At 60.2% G+C, this 23,126-nt stretch carries 23 protein-coding genes; 6 read left to right on the top strand and 17 right to left on the bottom strand.

Annotation, left to right across the window (positions count from 1 at the left end):
- Positions 1 to 111: 111 nt before the first annotated feature.
- The 3 genes from ASD03_RS24070 to ASD03_RS24060 are packed head-to-tail and all read right to left on the bottom strand — an operon-like array spanning position 112 to position 2,871.
- Complete coding sequence (locus tag ASD03_RS24070) at positions 112 to 693, bottom strand: flavodoxin (protein WP_057207169.1); 582 nt, start codon at positions 691 to 693, stop codon at positions 112 to 114.
- A 20-nt stretch (positions 694 to 713) separates the two neighbouring features.
- The gene (locus tag ASD03_RS24065) at positions 714 to 1,703 is read right to left on the bottom strand and encodes an aldo/keto reductase (protein WP_057216952.1); all 990 of its coding nucleotides are present in this window, start codon (positions 1,701 to 1,703) and stop codon (positions 714 to 716) included.
- A 10-nt stretch (positions 1,704 to 1,713) separates the two neighbouring features.
- Positions 1,714 to 2,871, bottom strand: a complete 1,158-nt coding sequence (locus ASD03_RS24060; protein ID WP_057216951.1) for an aldo/keto reductase — start codon at positions 2,869 to 2,871, stop codon at positions 1,714 to 1,716.
- 213 nt (positions 2,872 to 3,084) lie between these two features.
- On the opposite strand from ASD03_RS24060, the gene ASD03_RS24055 reads away from it, so the two are divergent.
- Complete coding sequence (locus ASD03_RS24055) at positions 3,085 to 3,975, top strand: LysR family transcriptional regulator (RefSeq protein WP_025430281.1); 891 nt, start codon at positions 3,085 to 3,087, stop codon at positions 3,973 to 3,975.
- Positions 3,976 to 4,266: 291 nt separating this feature from the next.
- Here the strand turns inward: ASD03_RS24055 and ASD03_RS24050 are convergent, their stop codons facing one another.
- From ASD03_RS24050 to ASD03_RS24020, 7 genes are all read right to left on the bottom strand, one after another.
- Positions 4,267 to 5,886 (bottom strand): dihydroxyacetone kinase subunit DhaK, encoded by a 1,620-nt coding sequence (locus ASD03_RS24050; RefSeq protein WP_057216949.1) that lies wholly within the window; start codon positions 5,884 to 5,886, stop codon positions 4,267 to 4,269.
- 12 nt (positions 5,887 to 5,898) lie between these two features.
- The gene (locus ASD03_RS24045) at positions 5,899 to 6,894 is read right to left on the bottom strand and encodes an ABC transporter ATP-binding protein (protein ID WP_057216947.1); all 996 of its coding nucleotides are present in this window, start codon (positions 6,892 to 6,894) and stop codon (positions 5,899 to 5,901) included.
- Complete coding sequence (locus ASD03_RS24040) at positions 6,887 to 7,984, bottom strand: ABC transporter ATP-binding protein (RefSeq protein WP_057216945.1); 1,098 nt, start codon at positions 7,982 to 7,984, stop codon at positions 6,887 to 6,889. The genes ASD03_RS24045 and ASD03_RS24040 overlap by 8 nt, the downstream gene beginning before the upstream one ends.
- Positions 7,985 to 7,987: 3 nt before the next feature.
- Positions 7,988 to 8,176, bottom strand: a complete 189-nt coding sequence (locus ASD03_RS24035) for a hypothetical protein (RefSeq protein WP_025430285.1) — start codon at positions 8,174 to 8,176, stop codon at positions 7,988 to 7,990.
- On the bottom strand, positions 8,173 to 9,114 hold the full coding sequence (locus tag ASD03_RS24030; protein WP_025430286.1) for a carbohydrate ABC transporter permease: 942 nt from the start codon (positions 9,112 to 9,114) through the stop codon (positions 8,173 to 8,175). Before ASD03_RS24030 ends, ASD03_RS24035 begins: the two co-directional genes overlap by 4 nt.
- Positions 9,111 to 10,058 (bottom strand): sugar ABC transporter permease, encoded by a 948-nt coding sequence (locus ASD03_RS24025; RefSeq protein ID WP_025430287.1) that lies wholly within the window; start codon positions 10,056 to 10,058, stop codon positions 9,111 to 9,113. Before ASD03_RS24025 ends, ASD03_RS24030 begins: the two co-directional genes overlap by 4 nt.
- A gap of 101 nt (positions 10,059 to 10,159) precedes the next feature.
- Positions 10,160 to 11,497, bottom strand: a complete 1,338-nt coding sequence (locus tag ASD03_RS24020; protein ID WP_057207165.1) for an extracellular solute-binding protein — start codon at positions 11,495 to 11,497, stop codon at positions 10,160 to 10,162.
- A 275-nt stretch (positions 11,498 to 11,772) separates the two neighbouring features.
- Between ASD03_RS24020 and ASD03_RS24015 the strand changes: the two genes are divergently transcribed.
- On the top strand, positions 11,773 to 12,795 hold the full coding sequence (locus tag ASD03_RS24015; RefSeq protein ID WP_057217224.1) for a LacI family DNA-binding transcriptional regulator: 1,023 nt from the start codon (positions 11,773 to 11,775) through the stop codon (positions 12,793 to 12,795).
- Positions 12,728 to 13,120 (top strand): hypothetical protein, encoded by a 393-nt coding sequence (locus ASD03_RS41355; protein WP_348523281.1) that lies wholly within the window; start codon positions 12,728 to 12,730, stop codon positions 13,118 to 13,120. Before ASD03_RS24015 ends, ASD03_RS41355 begins: the two co-directional genes overlap by 68 nt.
- Here ASD03_RS41355 and ASD03_RS24010 read toward each other — a convergent pair.
- On the bottom strand, positions 13,100 to 13,396 hold the full coding sequence (locus ASD03_RS24010) for a hypothetical protein (RefSeq protein ID WP_057216943.1): 297 nt from the start codon (positions 13,394 to 13,396) through the stop codon (positions 13,100 to 13,102). The genes ASD03_RS41355 and ASD03_RS24010 overlap by 21 nt on opposite strands.
- Before the next feature lie 262 nt (positions 13,397 to 13,658).
- Between ASD03_RS24010 and ASD03_RS39290 the strand changes: the two genes are divergently transcribed.
- Positions 13,659 to 13,928, top strand: a complete 270-nt coding sequence (locus ASD03_RS39290) for a hypothetical protein (protein WP_156408059.1) — start codon at positions 13,659 to 13,661, stop codon at positions 13,926 to 13,928.
- 41 nt (positions 13,929 to 13,969) lie between these two features.
- Here ASD03_RS39290 and ASD03_RS24005 read toward each other — a convergent pair whose 3' ends face one another.
- The 6 genes from ASD03_RS24005 to ASD03_RS23980 all read right to left on the bottom strand — a co-directional run bounded on the left by ASD03_RS24005 (position 13,970) and on the right by ASD03_RS23980 (position 20,208).
- Positions 13,970 to 14,722, bottom strand: coding sequence for an ABC transporter ATP-binding protein (locus ASD03_RS24005; RefSeq protein ID WP_057207163.1), 753 nt, complete (start codon positions 14,720 to 14,722; stop codon positions 13,970 to 13,972).
- The gene (locus ASD03_RS24000; RefSeq protein WP_057216941.1) at positions 14,719 to 15,570 is read right to left on the bottom strand and encodes an ABC transporter ATP-binding protein; all 852 of its coding nucleotides are present in this window, start codon (positions 15,568 to 15,570) and stop codon (positions 14,719 to 14,721) included. The genes ASD03_RS24005 and ASD03_RS24000 overlap by 4 nt, the downstream gene beginning before the upstream one ends.
- Positions 15,567 to 16,469 (bottom strand): ABC transporter permease, encoded by a 903-nt coding sequence (locus tag ASD03_RS23995; protein ID WP_057207161.1) that lies wholly within the window; start codon positions 16,467 to 16,469, stop codon positions 15,567 to 15,569. Before ASD03_RS23995 ends, ASD03_RS24000 begins: the two co-directional genes overlap by 4 nt.
- Positions 16,470 to 16,478: 9 nt before the next feature.
- Positions 16,479 to 17,528, bottom strand: coding sequence for an ABC transporter permease (locus ASD03_RS23990; protein ID WP_057216939.1), 1,050 nt, complete (start codon positions 17,526 to 17,528; stop codon positions 16,479 to 16,481).
- 87 nt (positions 17,529 to 17,615) lie between these two features.
- Positions 17,616 to 19,202, bottom strand: coding sequence for an ABC transporter substrate-binding protein (locus ASD03_RS23985; protein ID WP_057216937.1), 1,587 nt, complete (start codon positions 19,200 to 19,202; stop codon positions 17,616 to 17,618).
- A 379-nt stretch (positions 19,203 to 19,581) separates the two neighbouring features.
- Positions 19,582 to 20,208, bottom strand: coding sequence for a cupin domain-containing protein (locus tag ASD03_RS23980; RefSeq protein WP_057216935.1), 627 nt, complete (start codon positions 20,206 to 20,208; stop codon positions 19,582 to 19,584).
- A 384-nt stretch (positions 20,209 to 20,592) separates the two neighbouring features.
- Here ASD03_RS23980 and ASD03_RS23975 point away from each other — a divergent pair, with 384 nt between their 5' ends.
- Both ASD03_RS23975 and ASD03_RS23970 read left to right on the top strand, forming a co-directional pair.
- Positions 20,593 to 22,122, top strand: a complete 1,530-nt coding sequence (locus ASD03_RS23975; protein WP_057216933.1) for an ABC transporter substrate-binding protein — start codon at positions 20,593 to 20,595, stop codon at positions 22,120 to 22,122.
- A 64-nt stretch (positions 22,123 to 22,186) separates the two neighbouring features.
- A complete protein-coding gene (locus ASD03_RS23970) occupies positions 22,187 to 23,125 on the top strand; it encodes an ABC transporter permease (protein WP_107026990.1) in 939 nt (312 codons plus the stop codon).
- Position 23,126: the final 1 nt, after the last annotated feature.

Here is a 23,126-nt window from a genome sequence, read left to right as displayed (position 1 = left end):
CCATGGCCCTCTTTGTTAAGGTTCTGTCGGCCAACAGCGGCCATCACAATCGTCACGCTTTTGTGGCCGAAGCCGACCTGGGCGGCCGGTACCAAAAGCAGTATCCCGACCTCACTGGGGGGCACCCAAGCGGTCGAGCCAGTCTGTCACCCTTTCAATCGTCTGTCGTTCCTGCGGCGCCTGCATGGAGAAGCCCTCGACCAGGTTCACGGTCGGCGCGGGCGTTGCGAGGACCGACAGGCTATCGCCAAGCCCGTAACCGCCATGGGTGATGAGTGGCACAATGGTTTTGCCCGATAGGTCATGCGCGGAAAGAAACGACCGTATCACCGGAGGCGCCGTCATGCCCCAGATCGGAAAACCGAGGACGATCGTGGCATAGCTGGCGACGTTGTCCACCGTCGCCCTCAAGGGCGGCTTATAGCCTTGGTCGCGTTCCGATTGCGCCTGCGCGACCGTCTCGAAATAGTCGTCGGGATACGGTTGTTCCGGCTCGATCTCGAATAGATCTGCGCCCAGGGCACGGCGGACCTGCCGGGCGACAACCCGCGTGTTTCCGCTGCGTGAAAACACCGCCACGAGCGGCTTCTTGCCCTGTTGGGCCACGGTGGCGGACGCGCTGCCCGCCGCAAGGGTGAGGAACAGCGGCGCCGTGAGAAGGCCCCTCCGGGTCGGATTGCCGAAATCAGTCACGACGGTTCACCTGCCTTTGATTAGAGCCCGGTCATCTTGAGCGATGCTTCGGGAAGACGCTCGCCACGGACCTCGATTTTGGAGACCTCTGCATCGATCTCGGCAAGATCATTAGGCGCCAGCTCCAGATCGGCACTTTCAAGGTTTTCTTCCAACCGATGGAGCTTGGTGGTGCCGGGAATCGGGACGATCCAGGGCTTTTTCGCCAACAGCCAGGCGAGCGCGATCTGCGCGGGCGTAGCACCTTTGCGATCGGCCACTGCCTTGACCACGCCCACCGGCGCCATGTTCGCCTTGCGCGCTTCGGGTGTGAACCGCGGCACGTGGTTGCGGAAATCCGTCGGATCAAAAGCCGTGTTCTCGTCTATCTTGCCGGTGAGGAAACCGGCACCGAGCGGGCTGAAGGGAACAAAGCCGATGCCAAGTTGCTCGAGCGCCGGCAGAAGTTCGGCCTCCGGTGCGCGCCAGAACAGCGAGAATTCGCTCTGCACCGCGGTCACGGGCTGGACTGCATGGGCGCGGCGGATGGTCTGGACGCCGGCCTCCGAGAGACCGAAGTGCTTGACCTTGCCTTCGGCGATAAGCTCCTTGACGGTGCCGGCCACGTCTTCGATCGGCACGGCCGGATCGACACGGTGCTGATAGAAGAGGTCGATGCGATCCGTTCTCAGCCGCTTCAACGCGGCCTCCGCCACCGCCTTGACATGTTCGGGGCGGCTGTTGGTGCCGCCGTTGCGCGCGCCGGTCTCAAGGTCGATGTCGAAGCCAAACTTCGTGGCAATGACGACCTTGTCGCGGATTGGTCGAAGGGCTTCCCCCAGCAATTCCTCGTTGGCGAAAGGTCCATAGGCTTCTGCCGTGTCGAAAAGCGTCACGCCCAGGTCGTGCGCGTCGTGGATGAGCTGGATCATCTCACTCCTATCCCCAACGGAGCCGTAGACGCCCGTCATACCCATGCAGCCAAGGCCGAGGGCCGACACTTCAAGATTTCCGAGATATCTGTGTTTCATTGTTTATGCCTTACTTCTTCTCAGGCGCCTCGACGGCCGAGTAGGCCAGAACGGCATCGGGCAAGCGCTGGCCGCGCACCTTTATGGCAGAGACTGCGGCATTGAGTTCTGTGGTCTCTTCGGCGCTGAAGCTGATCGACGTGGCGCCGATATTCTCAAGCAGGTGCGGCATCTGTGTCGTCCCAGGGATCGGTACGATCCACGGCTTTTGCGCCAACAGCCACGCAAGTGCAATTTGAGCCCGGGTCGCCTGCTTCCGGTCAGCCCAGTTATTCAACAATGTCACAAGCGCCAGGTTCGCCGGCAGGTTTTCCGGCGAGAAACGCGATTCGATCCCGCGGATGTCGCCCTCGGCAAAACGCGTCCGCGCGTCGATTGCACCCGTCAAGAAACCGACACCAAGCGGGCTCCATGGAACGAAACCGATGCCGTGTTCCTCGCAGACCGAAAGCACTTGATCTTCAGGCCCACGCCACAGCATCGAATACTCGCTCTGGACGGCCGACACGGGAAGTGCGGCGTGAGCGCGGCGCAATGTGTTAATCCCCATTTCGGAAAGGCCCCAATGCAGGACCTTGCCCTGGTCCATGAGGTCCTTGACTACATCAGCGACATCCTCGATCGGAACGTTCGGATCGACGCGGTGCTGGTAGAGAAGGTCGATGCGGTCCGTGCGCAGACGCTTGAGCATGCCGTCAACCACAAGCTTGATGTGATCCGGACGACTGTTGAGGCCGGGACGGCGCTCGCCGGTTTGGAGGTCGATGTTCCATCCGAATTTCGAGGTGATCACGACGGCATCTCGGAACGGTTCGATGGCTTCGCCAAGAATCCGCTCGCACTCATGCGGGCCATAGGCCTCGGCGGTATCAAAAAAGGTGACGCCGCGCTCGTGGGCCGCACGGATGATGTTGATCATCTCCAGCCGGGACGGGATCGTCATCTGATAGGTCCGGCCCATGTTCTGAACACCAAGGCCGACGCTTGAGACTTCCAGCGTTCCAAGCTTTCGCCGATCGCTCGACTGGACTGAGGCAGAACTGTCCGCGGTCCCTGCCTGTGCAAAGGCCGGCGAACTCGCACTGGCGAGCAGGGGAGCCACCGCAAGACTTCCCGCCGCGCCGAGGAAGCCTCGACGGCCGATTGTCGTTGTGTCCTCATTCGTCATGTCTTTCGTCCTTCCCTGTGATCGGTTTGCAGACCGTTACCCATCGACCGTCGTGTTTCGGGGCCGAGTGCGTTGCGAACGCAGCCGGAAGAAGCTGGAAGAGATCCGAGTGTCCGGCTGCCCGCACCATTGAGTTCCAAGGTAGCGCGTGACGCCGATGGCGATTAGATGCCATAATCCGCATGAACCTTTTAGATGAGCTAACAAATCCAGATGGAAAACTTCAACGATCTCGCCGCCTTTGCGGTTATCGCCAGGGAGAAAAGCTTCACGCGGGCTGCTGCAAAACTTGGCGTCTCACCGTCGGCACTCAGCCAGACCATGCGCAATCTCGAGGAGCGACTGGGTCTGCGGCTTTTGACCCGCACGACGCGCAGCGTCTCGTCGACGGAAGCCGGCGAGCGCCTGCTGCGAACGGTTGCGCCGCGCTTCGAAGAGATCGAAGCCGAATTGGTCGCTTTGGGTGAGCTTCGGGACAAGCCGGCCGGGACGGTTCGCCTCACGGCCGGTGAACATCCCGCGATCTCGATCCTTCAGCCCGCGCTCAAACGATTTCTCCCTGATTATCCCGACATCGCGGTGGAAATCATCGTCGACTACGGCCTCACCGATATCGTCGCCGAAGGCTATGATGCCGGGGTGCGCATGGGCGAGCAGGTCGCCAAGGATATGATTGCAGTGCGCATCGGCCCCAATATGCGCATGGCGGTCGTGGCGTCGCCAGCCTATTTCGAGCGGCATCCGCTTCCACAAACCCCGCAGGACCTGACCGCCCACACCTGCATCAACATCCGTCTCCCGACCTATGGCGGGCTATTCCCTTGGGGTCTGGAAAAGGACGGACGCGAGGTGAAAGTGCGTGGAGAGGGGCAACTCGTGTTCAATAGCCTGAGCATGCGATTGTCCTCGGCCTTGGACGGACTTGGCGTCGCCTATATGCCCGAAGACCAGGTACTCGCTCATGTTGCCGAGGGGCGGCTGGTGCGCGTTTTGGAGGATTGGTGCCCCTCCTTCCCCGGCTATCATCTGTATTATCCGAGCCGTCGGCAGCAATCGCCTGCTCTCGCATTGCTGGTGGACGTTCTGCGGTATCGCGGCAGCTGAACGGACTGCGCTTGATGCCTGGAGCCCACGTCACACTGTAGTGCGTCAGGCACATGCGGAGCCCGGCAATGGCGAGGCAGTGAACGAAGAAGCCCGCGACAGAGTAGCAAAGGTAAGTGGCCCGGTGCGGCGCACCAAGGCCTTTCCGGTGCACGATCCACCGTTTCTCGGCACTCAGCCGGCAAGGATTTGGTTGCCATCAAGGGCGATATCTCCGCTGCCAAGGCGGCGCAGTACCGCCTCGGCATGGATCTGGGCGAGCGCAACCTGCAATGCAGATGCGCTCGAGCATCACGCCGCCAGGTGTTCGAACAGCCGGGCGACGGCCTCCGCGCCCGGATCGACATGGCCCTCAAGTTGTCGCGCGTTGATATAAGCTGCGCGACCGGCATTGGCCTTGAGGAGCGTCGCCGTCAGGTTTGCTCCTTCCCGAGCCGCCAGGGCGGCCGAACGGACCCCGTCGCCGAGTGCGTCGAGAGCGGGGGAAAGCGCATCGACCATAGTTCGGTCGCCGAGACGCGCACCGCCGATTTCCTGCATCCGGGCAAGTCCTGCCTTCAGCGCATCGCGCATGGGAAGGCCGCTTGACGCAGCGTCGCCGGCTGCGGCGAAGAAGATCGCCAGCAGCACGCCCGACGATCCGCCCATCGTCTGGCTGAGTTCCTGGCCAATCGCCCGGTAGAGTTGGGTATGATCGGAGAGCGGCAGCCTGTCGATCGCATTGATCAGGGCGCGTGCGGCGCCAGCCAGTGTCGAGCCGGTATCGCCATCGCCCGACTTGGCATCCAGCGCATTCAGGTCTTCCTCGGCTGCAACCAGGATCCGGCAGCATTTGACAATGAACTCGCGTGTCTCCCTGTGTTCGGACGACAGCGGCGCAATTGGCGTCAAGCCGTCGGGCAGCATGTTGACGATGACCGGTTTGACCGTTGACACGCCGGGCCATGCCGCCATGGAAACCGGTGCGCTCAGCGCCGCTATTTCCGCTTCGTCAGCTGGATAGACGGACACCGAAAAACCATGCATGTCGAGAGAGGTCATCATCGACGCGGGACCGACGATGTGCGAAATCCGCGCTCCGATCGAGGACGTGATCAGTTCGTGCGCTAGTACCGACATTTCCAGCGTTGAGGTGCCGCCCAGATTGTTGATGAGCGCCACATAGGATCTATCCTCCATGGCCGCTGCAAGTTTGCTTACGGCTGCTTCCATGGCCAGTCGAGCGTCGATGAAGTCGACTTGCTCGACACCGGCCTCCCCATGGATGCCAAGCCCAAGTTCGGCCATGTGGGCCGGAATGCGGTCCTCCTTTGGGGATCCAGGAACCGTACATGTATCGAGGGACATGCCGATGCTCTTCGATCCGGCGGCCACGCGCCGGGCAGCCGCCGTTACCGTTTCCAGATCCGCACCGGCCTCGGCCAACGCTCCTGCAATCTTGTGAACGAAGAGAGTGCCTGCGACACCGCGTGCCTGCGGCAACTCGGGTAATGCCACGTCATCGCCGATGATGACCATGCTGACATTGAGGCCGAAGGCACGCGCGCGTTCGGCGGCGAGACCGAAGTTCAGTCGGTCACCGGTATAATTCTTGACGATCAGAAGGCAGCCGGCTGGACCGGTGACCGCGAGAATGCCGGCAAGAACGGCGTCGACACTGGGCGAGGCAAAGACGTCGCCACAGACGGCAGCGGTCAACATGCCCGCCCCGACGAAGCCCGCATGCGCAGGCTCGTGCCCTGCCCCGCCGCCGGAGACCAGCGCCACCTTGGACTTGTCCCAATCATTGCGCAGAACCACGCGAATATGCGGGTAGCCGTCGAGTCGTGCCAGCGAGCCGCCGCTTATCGCCAGCAGGCCGTCGATCGCCTCGGTGACGACGTCTTCCCTCTTGTTGATGAATTGTGCCATGTGATCCTTCCTCTAAGCTAAGCGCATGCCGGCCGCGTCGAAATAGAGCGGCTTGTCCGGCTGAATTTTCACGGTGTCGCCACTTTTCAGCCTGGTGTGGGCGTCGGTGACGGTGATGAGGTCGTTTTTCTTGAAGGACAGATGAAGACGGGTCTGGTCACCAAGATGCTCGACCCGCCGGACCAATGCCTCCTGGCCGCTGCCCTGTGTAATGTGCTCGGGCCGCAAGCCGATGTGCGCCGCTCTGGATGGTGCGCCGGGAAAAGTGTCGGCGGGAATAATGTTGATGCGGGGCTGGCCGAGCTTTGTTGCCGCATAGATGCTCACCGGATGCTCGTAGACTTCACGCGGGGCGCCGAACTGCACCAGCCGGCCTTCGTGAAGCACGCCGATATGCGTTGCCATTGTCATTGCCTCGATCTGATCGTGGGTGACATAAAGCAGCGTGGCGCCGGACTTGGCCTGGATATTCTTCAGCTCGACGCGCAAATCGGCCCTGAGCTTGGCGTCGAGCGAGCTCAAAGGCTCGTCCATGAGATAGATCTGCGGCGTGCGAACGAGCGCGCGGCCAATGGAGACACGCTGCATTTCGCCGCCCGAGAGCGCCGTCGCCTTGTTGTCGAGTTTGTGGGAGATCTGCAGAACCTCGGCGATCGCATTGACCTTGCGGTCAATCGCGTCGCGTGGCGTCTTCAATAGTGGCGATTTCAACGGGAATTCGAGGTTCTGCCGCACCGTCAGATGCGGATAGAGCGAATACTGCTGAAACACCATGGCGACGTTGCGCTGCGCCGGTGAATGTCCCTCGACTGAATGGCCGCCGAAATAGATACTGCCGCTATCGGGGCGATCGAGGCCGGACACCATGCGCAGTGTCGTGGTTTTTCCGGCGCCCGTCGGCCCGAGGAGAACCACAAAGGAACCGTTCGGTATCGTCAGCGACACGTTGTCGAGCGCTGTATGATTGCCAAACTTCTTCGTCACGTTTTCAAGAACGACGTCAGCCATGGCGCAACACTCCCTCATTGGCTTCGGACAGAAGCGCCTGCCCTTTCACGCCCTCAAATATCGTCAGGGTGGCGGGATCGAACTCAAGACCGATGACTTCCCCGGATCTGACAGCCTGCCTCGAGGACGCACGCGCCTTGACCTCGCCGTTCGGCGTCGCCAGCGTAATGATCTGCGTGGTGCCGAGATATTCCGTGGCAAGCACTCTGCCGCGATACTCAGAGGAATCGGAAAAGCGGATGTGCTCGGGCCTCACCCCAATTGTCAGCTTGCCCTTGGCCCCTTGCCGCGATGACGGAACATCGACCTTCTTCCCCGAAAGCTCGACGACAGTGCCGCCGGCATCGATCATGCCGTCAAAATCGAAGAAGTTCATGGCCGGAGAACCGATGAATTTTGCCACGAATTTGGTTGCCGGCCAGTCATAGATTTCCTGCGGTTTGCCGAACTGCTCAACGACGCCGTGGTTCATCACCACGATCTTGTCGCCCATCTGCATGGCTTCCAGCTGGTCGTGGGTGACGTAGACAGTGGTCGCACCGATCCGGTCGTGAAGTGCACGCAGTTCCTCGGCCATATGCTCGCGGAACTCCGCATCGAGCGCGCCAAGAGGCTCGTCCATGAAAAACGCCTTTGGGCGGCGCACGATAGCACGGCCGAGGGCGACACGCTGGCGGTCGCCGCCCGACAATCCGCCGACCGGGCGGTCAAGGATCGTCTCGATCTTGAGGATGCGCGCCACATCTTCCACGCGTGCCTTGACCTCGGCCCGCGGCATGCCCTGGCTCAGCAGAGGGTAGGAAATGTTCTTGCGTACATTCATATGCGGATAGAGGGCGAACATCTGGAAGACGAAGGCGATGTCGCGCTGGCTTGCCGGCTTCATGCCGACTTCTTCGCCATCGATGAAGATTTCACCGCTGGTCGGCAGTTCCAGACCGGCCATCATTCGCAACGTTGTCGTCTTGCCGCAACCCGATGGTCCCAGCAGCATGAAGAATTCACCGTCCTCCACTGTGAACGAGGAGGACTCGACGGCAGTGAATGCTCCGAACTCCTTGCGCACATTCTGAATTCTGATCTGTGCCATGGGTTACTCCGGAAAATGGCTGACGATGATGAACATGACAGTGCCCACCAGGGTCACGATGAACGAGTAGGAAAACATCGACAGTGCGAACGGCTGCATCAGCATGAACACCCCGAGCGCGATGAGGATCGAAGCGACCATTTCCCATGCGCCGCGCCGGAACCCGCGCAACCCTTTGATAAATTCGGTCATTTGCGAACGGCTCCGAATGTGATGCCACGCAACAGGTGTTTGCGAAGGACAATCGTGAAAATCATGACGGGAACGAGAAACAACGTTGCACCCGCGGCCACGGCCGGCCAGTCCTGGCCGCCGACGCCGATGATCGTGGGAATGAAGGGTGGTGCCGTCTGGGCTGTGCCCGAGGTCAAAAGAACGGCGAAGGCATATTCGTTCCAGGCGAAGATCAGGCAGAAGATCGCTGTCGAGGCAATGCCGGTCATGGCTTGCGGAAGGACGACCTTGTAAAAGGCCTGAAAGCGGGTGTAGCCATCGATCAGCGCCGCTTCCTCGTATTCGATCGGGATTTCGTCGATAAAGCCCTTAAGCAGCCAGACCGCCAGCGACAGGTTGACCGCGGTGTAGAGCAGGATCATGCCGAGATGGGTATCGTTGAGGCCAAGCGAGCGGAACATCAGGAAGATCGGGATCGCCACGGCAATCGGTGGCATCATGCGCGTCGACAGGATGAAGAACAGCAGGTCATCCTTGAGCGGTACCTTGAAGCGGGAGAAAGCGTAGGCGGCGGCAGTGCCCAAGACTATGCACAGCACCGTCGAACCGAAGCCGATGATGATCGAATTCCAGAACCGTTCCATGAAACGCGATGGGCCGGCGATGATAAAGCCATCCTTGCGCACGATGCGGTCGTACCAGGTCGTCGGTTCCCCAAGGGCTTTGACATCCTCTTCCGTTGCCCGCGTGCGGGTGGTGAAGAGGTTCACATATCCTTCGAGGGTTGGCGAAAAGAACGTTTTGGGCGGATAGGCGATGGCATCGGAGGGCGACTTGAAGCTTGTTCCGATGATCCACAGGAGCGGCAGGATCGTGATCAGGGCGTAAAGGACCACAAGCGTTCCCGCGAACAATTTCTGGCGACCCGAAGGTTCTGTTACGGAATAGCTGCTCATCTCTGTTTCACCTTGTTCAGGGCTTTGACGTAGATCGATGCGAGACCGAAGACCGTCACGAAGAGGATGACCGCGTAGGCGGAGGCATACCCCGTGCGCCATTTTTCGAAGGCTTCGCGCTTCAGGTTGATGGACGTCAGCTCAGTGGTCGACCCGGGACCGCCGCCCGTCAGTTGCACCACAAGGTCGAACATCTTGAAGTTTTCAATGCCGCGGAAGAGGATCGCCAGCATCAGAAACGGAAGGACCAGGGGAATTGTGATCGTCCAGAACTGCCGCCATTTGCTGGCCCGGTCGCATTCCGCCGCTTCATAGATGCTGCCAGGGATGGACCGTAGCCCCGCCAGGCAAATCAGCATGACGAAAGGCGTCCACATCCAGGTATCGACGATTACGATGGCCCACGGTGCCAGCGGCACGTCGCCGATCATCGAAAAGGCGGACGGGTCGGCTCCAGTCAAGAACCCCACGGCGTAATTGAACAGGCCGATCTGCGGCTGGTAGAGAAATGTCCAGAAGTTGCCGACAACCGCCGGGCTCAACATCATCGGCAGCACGATGATCGTCGTCCACATGTCGTTGCCGCGAAATTTCTTGTTGATCAGATAGGCCAGCGCGAAGCCAATCAGAACCTGGAGGACGATCGTCCAGATCAGGAAATGGGCCGTCGCCTGCATCGTCAACCAGACGTCCGAGTCTGTCAGGATATTGATGTAGTTCTTGAGCCCGACGAAACTGACCTCGGCATTCGGCCGATTGACCCGAAAATTGGTAAAGCTCAGCCGGATTGTCCAAATCAACGGAAAGATGTTGACGGCGAGCAACAGGAAGATCGACGGTGCCACGAAAAGCCAGGCAATGGCCCGATCCGAGAGCCCTTGAATGCGTTTGGCAACCACAGGCGGTGTTGCGCGTGCCGCCCGTTCGATCGATGAATCGAGCATGGTAGTCCCCTAAATCATATGCAGATTGGTTCGCAGGACCGGCTAAAGAGCGCCGGTCCTGCACAGACATCTGAAGCCGCGGGGAGGTACGCGGTCAGTGTCTAGTATTTGCCTTCGTCGTCGAAGATCTCGGTCCAATCGGCAGCCAAGCCGTCAAGCGCTTCCTTGGCCGTGCCCTGACCGGCGACGACGTAGTTGTGGAAGCGTTTTTGCGAGGCCTGTAGAAGCGAAGCATAGGATGGCTCCGCCCAGAAGTCCTTCACGATTGCCATGGAATCCAGAAAGGTCTGCGCATAAGGCTGGCTCTTGGCGAAGCCGGGGTCTTCAACGACTGCGCGCAATGCGGAATAGCCACCCAGCTGCCACCATTTGGCCTGGATATCGGGCTGAGCAAACCATTTGATATATTCAAGGGCAGCATCCTGCTTGTCGGATGCTGCGACCACGGAGATACCCTGGCCGCCCAACTGCGCGAACTGCACGCCGTCGGGGCCGGCCGGATTCGCGAAATAACCAGACTTGTCGCCACCGACTTTGGGATCGGCATGGATGCCGGGCCAGGTGAAGGCGAAGTTCATTTGCAGGGCAACCTGGCCGGACTTGTAAGCATCGATGTTCTCGGACATGTAGGCGTCGGACGATCCGGGAGGAGCGCAGCAATTGTAAAGCTCCTTGTAGAATTCCAGACCTTTCACGGACTTGTCTGAATTGACATACCCTTCGAGCTCATAGGGCTTGTCCGGATTCTGATATTCGAAGCCGAAGCTGTAGAGCACGTCCATCGCGCCCATTGTGATGCCCTCGGATCCGCGTTCGGTGTAGATCGCGGCGCCGTAAACCTTGTTGCCGTCGATCTCGCGATTCTGGAAAAACGCGGCGATATCCTTGAGTTCGGCGAACGTCTTCGGCACGGCAAGATCGCGGCCGTATTTCTGCTTGAATTCCGCCTGCAGTTCAGGGCGAGAGAACCAATCCTTGCGATAGCTCCAGCCAACGACGTCACCGAAGGCAGGCAGCGCCCAGTAGTTCGGCGAACCCTTCGGCCACTCGGCATAACCTGTAACGGTCGCCGGGATGAAATCGCTCATCTTGATGCCTTCCTTGCCAAAGAAGTCATTGAGCTTGACGTATTGGCCGTTTTCCGCCGCGCCGCCGATCCACTGGCTATCGCCGATCATCAGGTCGCAGAGCTTGCCGCCGGAATTCAGCTCATTGAGCATACGGTCGGCGAAGTTCGGCCACGGCACGAATTCGAAACTCATCTTGTGGCCGGACTTGGCCTCGAAGTCCTTGCTGAGCGCAACAAGCGCATTGGCCGGATCCCAGGAAGCCCAGCACAGCGTCAAATCCTCGGCCTGCGCCGGCGCGGTTGCGCCCAGCGTCAAAAATGCGGTTGCAACACCGGCGCCAAACGCCGACTTCAAATATGAAACTGTCATGGAAATCTCCTCCAGCGTGACACTCCGACCTCCATCGGTACGTGCCTCGCGCTCTCAACGAGTTGCGACAGACTCGAAGATTCGCCCTCCTTGGAGCGACCCTCCCCTCCAGCGTCGGCGCACTCCTCTGGCCGCTGCTGTTGTCAATCATATAACTGAGGTGCGCACCTCAGTGCAAGGTTTTTTTGAGGTGCGCACCTCAATTTCTTGCTTTTTCGCTTGTGCTGTTGGAAAAGAGGCGGTGGGCGGCAACAGGAGGATGGTGAAAAAAGATGATGCGACCGACGGCGAAAGACCTGGCGGAAGCAGCCGGATTGAGTTTGGCGACAGTCGATCGCGTTTTGAACGACCGGCCGAATGTCAGTGCTGGAGCCGTACGAAAAGTGAACGAAGCCATTGAACGAATTGGTTTCTTTCGCAATCCGGCGGCTGTTGTCCTGGCTCGCAACAAGCTCTACCGCTTTCGCTTCGTTCTCCCAAGCAAAGGCGATCAATATCTTCTGGAGCTGCTGCAACGTGTTCGGGAGGCAAGTCAAACGCTCAAATCCGAGTTGACGGAAATAACCGTCGATCAAATTCCAACGGACGATCCGCATCAGCTTTCACGGCATCTGGCCTCGATCGAACACGAAGAGGTGGATGGCGTCGCCGTCATGGCGCCTGAGTCACCACAGGTGCGCGACGCGCTCAGCCGGCTGATGCTGCGCGGCATTCATCTGGTCCAGTTTTTGTCCGGACAGGAAAAGTTGGAAACTGCAGACTTTGTTGGCGTTGACAACTTCGCAGCCGGTGCAACAGCGGGCAAGATCATTGGCCGGTTCCTCGGCCGGGAAGTCGGCAAGATCATGATCGTCGCGGAAACCATGGTGGCGCGCGACAGTATCGAGCGCCGCCGCGGCTTTGACAGCATCATCAATCAGCAGTTCCCTCACCTGACGAACCTGCCGTCGCTCGAGACCTATGGGGATGAACGGCGGGCGGCGGCGATTATACGGCAAGTCATGGAACATAATCCGGATATCAGGGCCGCTTATGTCATGAGCCCGGAAAGCCGCGTGCCTGTTACGGCGATCAGGCAGCGTATGGACGCGCAAAAGATCGTCATCGTTGTCCACGAACGCACGCCCTTCAGCGAAGAAGCTCTCCGCAACGACCAGATCGATACCATTATTGCACAGGACCCCGGGCACGCGGTGCGCAGCGCCATCCGCATCATGCGCGCTCGCACCGATGAGCGCGAGCCGATCGCGTCGCAGGAAAAGATCCGTATTGAGGTCTTACTCAAGGAGAATTTGTGATCGAGGGATGCGAGGGTGCCACTCTCTTGTGGCGTCGAACATCGCAACGCGACAGGTAGCATCCGCCTATCTGAAGACGATCGCCGAACAAGGATTGCTTCAAGAAATAGAGGTCGGCCGCGAAAATCTCAATGTTAAGCCGGCCTTGCTTTCGCTCCTGTCGAAATGCCCAGCTGATCTTTGCCCGGACCGGACGCAGGGAGCAGTCGCCCGGCGACAAAGGTCGCCAATCGACGCCAAGAACTGGGCTGGACGACGCTTCCTGGTGAGTTTCTGCTTGAAACCCGTGGGCCGGGCTTGGTCCCTAGCCGCGCTGAACCGCTAGGAAAACAGCTATAATCAAGAGCAGGAACAGCCCGGCTGCGGCCGCCGCTATGCCCAGGACAGCGAACCATGTCTGCGCGCTAAGAAGGCTTGGTCGCTGGCCGTCAGCCTTCTTCGTGCCGAGAAACGCCAAAGTTCCGAGGAGAACCGGCGTGCCTCCTCCAACGACCATCGCCATTGCGCCTTCCGGAGCAGTGGTTTTCCAGATCATTCCGAACAGGTAAATGCCGGCAATCGTCCCAACGATGAGGGCGCCAAAAATCAGAAGAATGCGCATTGCGACCCTTTCGACGACCAGACTTTGAAAGAGTCTACGCGAAAAAGATTTGGATCGGCACTGTCGGTGTGGACCGCGATTTTCGCGGCGCTTCTGCTGGTCATATTGTCCAGCTTTGCACCGCAGCAGATTGACACCCGTGTCAGGATCAAGACAGGATCCTCTATCTCTTCAAAGGCCCACTTGCGCGGCGAGAGTCTGCCCGCGCATAACGCTTCAGGGTTGACCGGGCATTCGAAGTTGACGTCAATGGTGGCCACGGGTGACGAAGGTGCCGGAACGAATTCACTGGTTTGAGATACCCAAAGACACCTGGTACGCGGCAATTTTTGCACTGAGAGACCAAGGATGGTCTCTCGATATGGGTGGCGGTCTCGACCATTCATGGGCGGTGCTTGAACGAGACGGCATTCGCATAGAGATGGAATACGATATCTGGAGCGAGGGAGAGATGGTCGTAGCCGCCGGTGACCTAGTGAAATTGAGAGCCAATTTTCCAACGACCGTACTTGTGGAATTGGGATTGATTTGAGGGAGGCGCGGAAGGAGCCGTGGCCCAAGGAGCTCGCCTCCTCATTCGTTGGCTAGCGCACCTTGCGCCCTGTGGTGGCTCGCCCGGAACAGGGTTCGGGTATAGTCGTGCTGCATATCGCCGGAGCGCAATTGCGCGCGGGTCAGCGTTTCGACCGGGCGGGCGTTCTGCATCACCATCAGCCGGTCGCACATGTAGGAGATGACCGCAAGGTCGTGGCTGACGATCACGAAAGTCAGGTTCAGCTCCCGGCGGAGCCGGTTCAGGAGGTTGAGGATTTCGGCCTGGACCGAAACGTCGAGCGCCGAGGTCGGTTCGTCGAGCAGGAGCAAGCGGGGGGAGAGCGACAGAGCGCGGGCGATCGCCACGCGCTGCCGCTGGCCGCCGGACAGCTCGTGCGGGAAGCGGAAACGGTGCGCAGCCGTCAGGCCGATCATTTCCAGGAGCTCGACTGTGCGGGCGTCGACGTCCGACATGCGGTTGATCCACATCGGCTCGGCGATCGCCCGGCCGATTGTGTAGCGGGGATGGAGTGAGGCGTAGGGATCCTGGAACACCATCTGCGCCACGTGCACCAGATCTCGCCGTCGCCCCTTGCGCGGGTCGATGCCCCCTATGCGGATATCGCCGGTCCAGCGGGGCGTAAGGCCCATGAGGGTGCGCAGCACGGTCGACTTGCCCGATCCGCTTTCGCCGACGAGGCCGAAGCTCTCGCCGGCTGCCACCGACAGGCTGAGGTCTTGGACGGCCACCGCGCTGCCGAAATGGACGCTGAGATTGTCGATCCGGATCATGCACGCACCTCGTTCCAGCTTGCGTCCCGCTCCAGGGTTGGCAACGGCGTCAGCGGCCCGTCGATGGCCGGCAGGCAGGCGATAAGCCCCCGCGTATAAGGATGCTTCGCTTCGTGCATCCGTCGCGCATCCAATGTTTCGACGACCTGACCGGCATACATGACCAGCACCCGGTCGCAGAAGCGCGAGACGAGGTTGAGGTCGTGACTGATGAAGATCAACCCCATCCCGCGGCGTTGGACAAGCTCCTCCATGATCTCCAGCACCTGGGCCTGCACCGTCACATCGAGGGCGGACGTGGGCTCGTCGGCGATCAGCAGCTCCGGTTCGCGCACCACCATCATCGCGATCATCACGCGTTGGCCCATGCCGCCGGAAAGCTCGTGCGGGTAGAGATCGAACACCCGCTCCGGCGCACGGATGTGCACGGCTTCCAGCACCTCCAGCACCTTCCTGCGTATCGCCGCGCGGGGCAGCGAACGATCGCCGAGCCGGATGGCTTCCGCGATCTGCTTGCCGACGCGCATGACCGGATTGAGCGAGAATTTCGGGTCCTGCAGGATCATTCCCATGCGACTGCCGCGCAAGTGACGGCGCAGCCGCGGCGTGGCCGCCAGGAGATCGATGCCGGCAAAGGACATGGCCTCGGCCGACACCCGCGCATGGCCGGGTAGCACGCCCATCAACGCCCGACTGGAAAGGCTCTTACCGGAACCGCTTTCGCCGACGATGCCGAGCTTCTCCCGGCCGACACTGAATGACACGCCCTTGACCGCTTCGATGATCCCCCCACCCTCGCCGACAAAACCGACGCGCAGGTTTTCTACGTTCACAAGTGTCTCGCTCATGCGCGCCTCCTGAGGTGTGGATCAAGCAGGTCGCGCATGGCGTCCCCCAGAAGATTGAACCCGAGGCTGACGACGAAGATCGCAAAGCCGGGCATTGTCGCCACCCACCACTGGTCGAAGATGAACTTGCGACCGGTCGAGATCATCGCGCCCCATTCCGGTAGCGGCGGCTGCGCGCCAAGACCGATGAAGCCGAGCCCCGCCGCCGTCAGGATGATGCCGGCCATGTCCAGAGTCATGCGTACGATGACCGACGAAAGGCACATGGGAATGACGTGGCAGAAGACGATGCGGAATTCGGACCCTCCGGCAAGCCGCACGGCATTGACATAATCACTGTCGCGCACGACGAGCGCTTCCGCCCGCGCCAGCCGCGCATAGGGCGGCCAGGCGGTGAGCGTGATCGCGAGCGCCGCATTGACGATGCCGGGGCCGAGCGCGGCGACGAAGGCGAGCGCCAACAGCAGCTTGGGAACCGCCAGGAACACATCGGTTATGCGCATGAAGACCGCATCGACCCAGCCGCCGGACGTTCCCGCCACCGCGCCGATGACGAGGCCGATGGGGACCGATGTGGCGACGACCAGCCCGACGATCAGAAGGGTCAGGCGCGCACCAAAAAGGACGCGGGAGAAGATGTCGCGCCCCAGCTCGTCCGTGCCGAGCCAGTTCTCGCCGCTTGGCGGCGAGAGACGCCGCACGAGATCGGGCAGGTAGGGATCGTGCGAGGCGAGGAGCGGAGCGAAGACGGCGCTCAGCACCAGCACACCGAGGATGGCGAGGCCGAGCATGCCGAGCGGATTGCCCGCAAAGCGACGGGCGAACTGCCAGAATTCGCCGACGCGGGCCCGCCGCAGTTGGCGCCGGCTGTCGGCAAGGGCGAGGTTCGTTGCGGTCATGGTGGCCTCCTACCGGCGACGAAGGTTGGAGCGCGGATCGAGCATCTGGTACAGCACGTCCGAGATCATGTTGAGCAGGATGAAGACGGTGCCGACAAGCACCGTGCCGCCGAGAACGGCGTTGACATCAGCCCGGAAGAGCGACGAGGCGATGTAGTTGCCGATGCCCGGCCAGGCGAAGACCGTCTCGACGAGCACCGAACCCTCGAGAAGGCCGCCATAGGAGAGCGCGATGACCGTCACGAGCGGGATCGCGGCATTGCGCAGCGCATGGAGCATGACGGTCCGATACTCCGTCGCCCCCTTGAGACGGGCCGTCAGCACATATTCCCGCGATAACTGGTCGAGCATCATGGAACGCGTCATGCGCGAGATATAAGCGAGGCTGTAATAGCCGAGCAGCACGGCCGGCAGCACGATATGGCTCCACGCATTGGCGAAGACCTCCCATTCGCCGGCAATCAGCGAGTCGATCAGCAACGAGCCCGTAACCGGCTTGACGATCCCCTGGAAGAAGATGTCGATCTGCCCTGGTCCCGACACCCAGTCGAGCCTGGAATAGAAGACGAAGAGGGCGACCAGCCCGAGCCAGAAGATCGGCACGGAATAGCCGATAAGGCCGACGAAGCGTATGAGATAGTCCGGCCATCGGTCATGCCAGTAGGCGGCGGCGACCCCCACGGGTACGCCGACCAGCGTGCCGATCAGCAAACCGAGCGTCGCCAGCTCCAGCGTTGCCGGGAAGAAGCCGGCAAGGTCAGACAGCACGGGCCGATTGGTGACGAACGACGTACCGAAATCGCCTTGCGCGAGCTTGCTGGCATAGACAAGGAATTGCTGCCAGAGGGGCTTGTCCAGCCCCATTTCGAGGAAGACGCGCTGGTAGACTTCCTCGCTCGCCTTCTGGCCGACCACCGAGAGGACCGGATCGATCGGCACCATGCGGCCGATGCAGAAGGTGAGCGCCACGAGGCCGAGCAGGGTGATGCCCACGGTCACGAACAGGAAGAGTATCCGGCCGGTGAAGCCGAGAACCCGGTTGAAGAGAACTGCCGGCACGACCCACTCCGGTTTGATTGTTTGCGATCGACGCTCGGCCGCGAACCGGGACCGAATCCCATTCGCGGCCGAGTCCTGTTCGGACGTTTACTTGCTCACGTTCCAGTAGCGGTCGTCGGAAAAGGTCTGCCCCAGGACGAGGCCCTTGACCGAGCTGCGCACCCCGACCTTGCGGACTTGCTGGAACATGTAGAGGAAGGGCGAAGTGTCGGTATGGGCCTTCTGCATGACCTGATACATGGCCTGCCGCTTCTCCGTATCCTGCTCGCGAACAGCCGCCATCGCATCTTGCGACAGTTTTCCGGCATCCCAGCCGAAACGGTCGGCGAGACCGGTGGAGCCATCCGGCGCGTCCTTCTTGTTGACGGCGAAAGCCTTGGCGTTGGAATGCGGGTCGGGATAGTCAGGTCCCCATAGGCCGAACCAGATGTCGAGGCTTGCCGAGCGGTAGCGCTCCAGCCATTGCTGGCCATCGACCACCTCCAGATTGAGCTTGACGCCGGCCTGCGCCATGGTCGCCTGGATGGCCTGTGCGAAGTCCGTGTAGGGCGGCGTGTTCCAGACGACGGAATCCAGCGTGAACTCGCCGGAAACGCCGGCCTCGCCGAGCAGCTTCTTGGCCTTCTCGATGTCCGGCTTGTAGGGGTTGTAGTCGATCGCACCGAGGAATCCCTTCGGCACCAGCGTCTGGTGCACCTCCATCGTGCCGCGTGAGATCGTGTCGACGATACCCTGATAGTCGACGAGATACTTCAGTGCCTCGACGACCTTGGGTTTGGCCAGATACTCGTTCCGCACATTCAGGCCCATGTAGTAGATCGTGCCCGAACGGCCGTCGACGAAGCCGACATCCGCATTGTCCTCCAGCGCGCCGAAATCATCGGGGCCGAGCTTGTTGGCGATGTCGATGTCACCCTTTTCGAGCAGCAGGCGCTGGGCCGCGCTTTCCGGAATGTGCTGGAGGAAGATGCGCTCCAGCCCACCGGTTTCGCCGGCATAGTTCGGGTTGCGGGTCAGTAGGATCGATTGCTTCGGCTCCCAGCGCGTCAGCACATAGGGGCCAGAGCCGGCGGAATTTTCGGCCTTCAGCCATGCATTGCCGAAGTCGCCGCTGACCTCGTGCTCCTGCACAAGCTTGGAATCGACGATGCCGCCCACATAGGAAGACAGGCAGTAGTAGAGGAACGAGGGTGCATAGGTGTCGCCGATCTCGATGACCAGCGTCATGTCGTCGGTCGCCTTGATGCGTTCGTTGGCGTTTTCCGGCGTGAAGCCGAACTGGGTAAGGATGAAAGCTGAGCGCGACTTCATCTGGACCACGCGGCGCAGCGAATATTCCGCATCCTTCGCCGTCACCGGATTGCCGGAGGCGAACTTCAGCCCCGGGCGCATCTTGAACGTATAGGTCTTGCCGTCGGGCGAGGCCGTCCACGTTTCGGCGAGCACGCCGATGATCTTGCTGGAATCGTCGGGCGCGACGCTCACCAGCGGCTGATAAATCTGGTTCGCGGCGAGAACGCCGCCGAGTTCCGATACTTCACCAGGATCGAGCGTGATGATGTCGTCGATGGTGTCGGCCACGACGAGCGTGTTCTTCGGCGTTTCGGCCAGCGCATGAGTCGTCGCCAGCGCCAGCGCCACCATCGCTCCGCTTACCAGTCTTTGTACGCGCATGTTTCCTCCTTCAGCCGGCCAGGATTTCACCTGGTGCCGTCTGCTCCCGTGTTATTGTTCTGGAATTGCATTCCCGCGCAGCTGCACGGGCCTTGATCGTCCCACCTTGCGGGCTGGCCCTGTCACGAGGCATGAACCGGCAAGGCGGCGTTCACCAGATCGGGCGACCTCCACCTCCCGCTCCGGTACTTTAGTCACGCTAAAGTTTATGATGGTCGGTTGTCAATCGCCTTCGTGAGAATTTCGTCTGAAACAATCTCGAAACGACCACCTACAGCGCCGCGCGTCTTATTAGAGGCGCAAAGGTCGCTGTAGCACTTTGAATTGCCGCATGTTTTTAAATCGAACAGGATTTCAGGAAACATGCAGTAAGGGCCAGTCACCGCTCCGGTATGATCCGCGTCGTTCCGACCCATAGTTCCCTCGCCTCGCCGGGACCGACATTGCAGGCGCGATGCGGCAGCGAGGCGGGAAAGTGCAGCGTGTCCCCCGCCGTCAGTCGGTATTGCCTGTCACCGATCTCGTAGAGCATCTCGCCCTCGATCAGATACAGGAAATCCTCACCTTCGTGACGCGTCAACTCGGAGACATAGCCGGGTGGCATGTGCGTGATGCAGCTGTTGAGCCGAGCATCGGGAAAGCCGCGCTGCAACAGTTGATATACCCGCTCCTCCGCCTCGATGCTGTAACCGTGCCGTTCGCTGGCATGCGAGACCATGGAATAGGTGGGATGTGGTACCTGCTGCAGAAAGGCCTCCACGCTGGCGCCGAGGGCAGAGGCAAGGTTGTAGAGCGAAATCAGCGACGGCGTCGAAAGACCGCGCTCGATCTGGCTGATGAAGCCCTCGCTGAGCCCAACCTCAAACGCGACCTGTCGCATCGTCTTGCCGATCTCCTTGCGCCTTTGCCGAAGCGCGCGGCCAAGTGAAACGGCGGGCGGAAATTGTGGAGAAATGAGGAACTGCCCGTCGCCCTTCTGCCGCGTCACCCGTTCGTCGAAGCTCATATCGTCTTTCCGCTTTGTCCTGATTTGAGGAAAAACTTTAGCTTCACTAAAGTCACCTGCGCAAGCCAAAACGACATGTGGCCGCATTCGACAATCATTCACGCGGGATTTCGCGTAGGTTTCATGCCAACAAGACAGGCGCCTGGGCTAACAGCCGATCACTCCCCGCGACCCATGCGCGCGCGCCGTAACAGCCTTTGCTCAGCGGCTTTGGGCGGTGGAACGGTCCCAACACGCGCTCTCGTTCAGTCTACTGAATGCCTGTTCATCGCAAGATTTGATATTTTTTTATCGTTCATATTGACCAATGTTGGATTACTAACATACTCTCACCCGAACAAGCCCGACTACCACCAAAAACAATCGACGCTGGGAGGCGCGGAAATGGGAACAGCAACAAGACTACCGCTCGTTGCGGCAACTTTATATCTAGGCGCTTCGGTCTTGGCCGTTCATCCGGCGTCGGCTTCCGAACTCATCAGGATCGTATCCCCGTACAAGACCACGACGCTCGACCCGTTGCGCTCTGCCGCGGCGGGCAACATCGAGACATACGGCCAACTCTATGCGCGCCTTGTGCAGCGCAACACCGCAAACGGCGAACTTGAAGCAGGACTGGCTGAAAGCTGGGATATTTCGGAGGATGGCCGCACTTATACATTTCGCTTGCGGGACGCAAAGTTCTCGAATGGCACAACCATCACGGCCGATGACGTCGTGTTCAGTCTGTCGCGCATCCACGATGACAAGCAGTCAGCCTATCCCGCCCCGCTCGGTGCAGTGGTGACCATCACGGCATTTGACCCCAAGACGGTGGTGATTAGACTGAAGTCTGCGTTCGCACCATTCCTGGGCAATCTCGAAATTTGGAACATGGGGATTGTTTCCAAGGCTGACGTCGAGGCTCAGGGCGCGGAGAAGGCTTTCAGCAGCGCGCCAGTGACATCGGGCCCGTACGCCGTCAAGGAATGGAAGCCGAATGATAAGCTCGTGCTGCAACCCAATGAGCACTATTGGCGCAGCGGCTATCCAAAATCGGACGCGATCGTCGAACTGAAAGAAGTTGCCTCTCCTGAGACGCGAGCGGCGATGTTGAAGGCCGGCGAGGCTGAAGTGGTGCGCGCAGTACCGTGGGCGCAGATTGATGACCTGAAGGCAACGGACAGCATTGATATGCGGCTCGAACCTTCGACCACGATCTATATGACGTTGATGAACCACAAGCGCGAGCCGTTTTCAAACATGAAGGCAAGGCAGGCCGCAGCCTATGCGATTGACAACAAAGCAATGGCAAAAGCGATCACGCGGGGTTACGCAGAACCCGCCAACACGACCCTGCCAGGCAGTATCGATTTCCACGACAAGGACAACCCTGGCATCCCCTTTGATTCTGCGAAGGCAAAGCAGTTACTGATTGAGTCTGGAATGTCCGGACACGAGGTGAAGATCCTCGCCACATCGGGCGCGACCGAGCAGCAGATGGCGTTGCTGTTGCAGGCACAGTGGCAGGCCATCGGACTGAAGCCAGTCATTGTAAACGTTGACTCCGGCGCTTGGTGGGATGCAACCGCCAAGGGCGACTACGATGCGGCGGCAAACTGGTGGTATAACGAGACGCCCGATCCCGATCTGGCTGTTCGCTGGGCAGTCTGCGGCACTTGCGGCTCCAACTCCTACAACACCTTCTACGCCAACCCGAAGGTCGACGAGTTGGTTGCGCAGGGCACCATGGAGACCGATCTCCAGAAGCGAGCGGAGATCTATAAGGAGATCCAGAGGATCACGACCGAAGAGGTGTCTCAGATTCCTCTGTTCTATGCGCCGAACGCGGTCGCCTACTCGAAGAACCTCGAAGGCATCAAGCTTACCCCCTCCCTCCAGTGGACCCTCGAAGATACGACGGTCGCCAAGTAGATGAGATCAGGCGGGGCGGCGGCGCTTTGGTGTGCTGCCCTTCCCTCTCACCGGAGGAACCAGATTGAACTTTCTGTCACTCATATCGCGGCGCATGCTGCAGTTGCTTGCCGTGATGGTCGGGATCAGCATCGTCACCTTCCTGCTGCTGCACCTCGCGCCCGGCGATCCCGCCCGTCTCCTTGCAGGCGACCGTGCGAGCCCCGAAACGATCGCGGCCATTCGTTCGCACTATGGTTTGGATCAGCCACTCTGGCGGCAGTACCTGACCTACACCATCAATCTACTTGGAGGTGACATCGGTCAATCATTGCGATTCCAGCGGCCGGTAAGCGAACTCATTTTGCAGTTCATGTGGCCAACCTTGTTCCTTACGGGTTACGTCGTGACACTGGCCGTTCCGCCAACAATTGCGTTGGCGATCGCCAGCGCCCGCGAACCAGGAGGTGCCGCCGACCAGACCATTCGGATCATCGGCATCATCGGCCTCACCATTCCGGTTTTCTGGCTGGGTATCATGATGTCGCGCTTCTTCGGTGTTTCGTTGGGATGGTTTCCTGTTTCAGGCTACGGCGAGACCTTTGCCGAGCATCTGCACCATTTGTTTCTGCCTGCGATGTCGACGGCGATCTGGCTTGTTCCGGTGCTGACCCAGAGTCTCCGCGCTGCGCTGATCGAAAAGACCACGGCCGACTTCGTAACCGCGGCGCGTGCTCAAGGTGCAAGCGAGCGGGAGATCTTCTGGAAAACCATCCTGCCCAACGCCGTTCTTCCGACGCTCAACCTTCTGGGCGTTATGGTCGCCTTCATGATCGGCGGAGCCATCATCGTTGAAACGGTCTACGCTATACCTGGCCTCGGCTCGCTGATGGTCGGCGCACTCCTCGGCCGTGACTACTATGTGGTGCAAGGGCTCACGCTCGTTTTTGCCTTCTCCACCGTATTCATAACGCTAGCCGTCGATCTTGTTTCGGCTTTGATCGATCCCCGAATCCGGCTCTGAG

The sequence above is a fragment of the Ensifer sp. Root127 genome (assembly GCF_001425225.1).
GTDB classification, from domain to species: domain Bacteria; phylum Pseudomonadota; class Alphaproteobacteria; order Rhizobiales; family Rhizobiaceae; genus Ensifer; species Ensifer canadensis.
Note: the sequence above shows the minus strand (reverse complement) of the source record. Positions and strands in the feature narration are given on the sequence as shown.